This is a genomic window from Brevibacillus reuszeri (assembly GCF_002897295.1).
In the GTDB taxonomy this organism is placed as follows: Bacteria; Bacillota; Bacilli; order Brevibacillales; family Brevibacillaceae; genus Brevibacillus; species Brevibacillus reuszeri_A.
This window is the reverse complement of record NZ_BEXF01000159.1, coordinates 1-279: the sequence shown is the minus strand read 5'-3', so window position 1 is coordinate 279 and position 279 is coordinate 1. Positions and strand designations below refer to the sequence as shown.

Genomic DNA, 279 nt, shown 5'->3' with positions numbered 1-279 from the left:
ATCTGCTAAGGCTAAATACTACCTAGCGACCGATAGTGAACCAGTACCGTGAGGGAAAGGTGAAAAGCACCCCGGGAGGGGAGTGAAATAGTACCTGAAACCGTGTGCTTACAAATAGTCGGAGCCCTATGCAGCAAACTTGTTTGCCGCACGGGTGACGGCGTGCCTTTTGTAGAATGAACCGGCGAGTTACGATAGCGTGCGAGGTTAAGTTGAAGAGACGGAGCCGCAGCGAAAGCGAGTCTGAATAGGGCGCAAGTACGTTGTCGTAGACCCGAA

General features: G+C 52.3%; 1 rRNA gene. It reads left to right on the top strand.

Annotated features, from left to right (window positions below):
- A 23S ribosomal RNA gene (locus C3B52_RS35980) occupies positions 1-279 on the top strand; the annotation flags it as partial.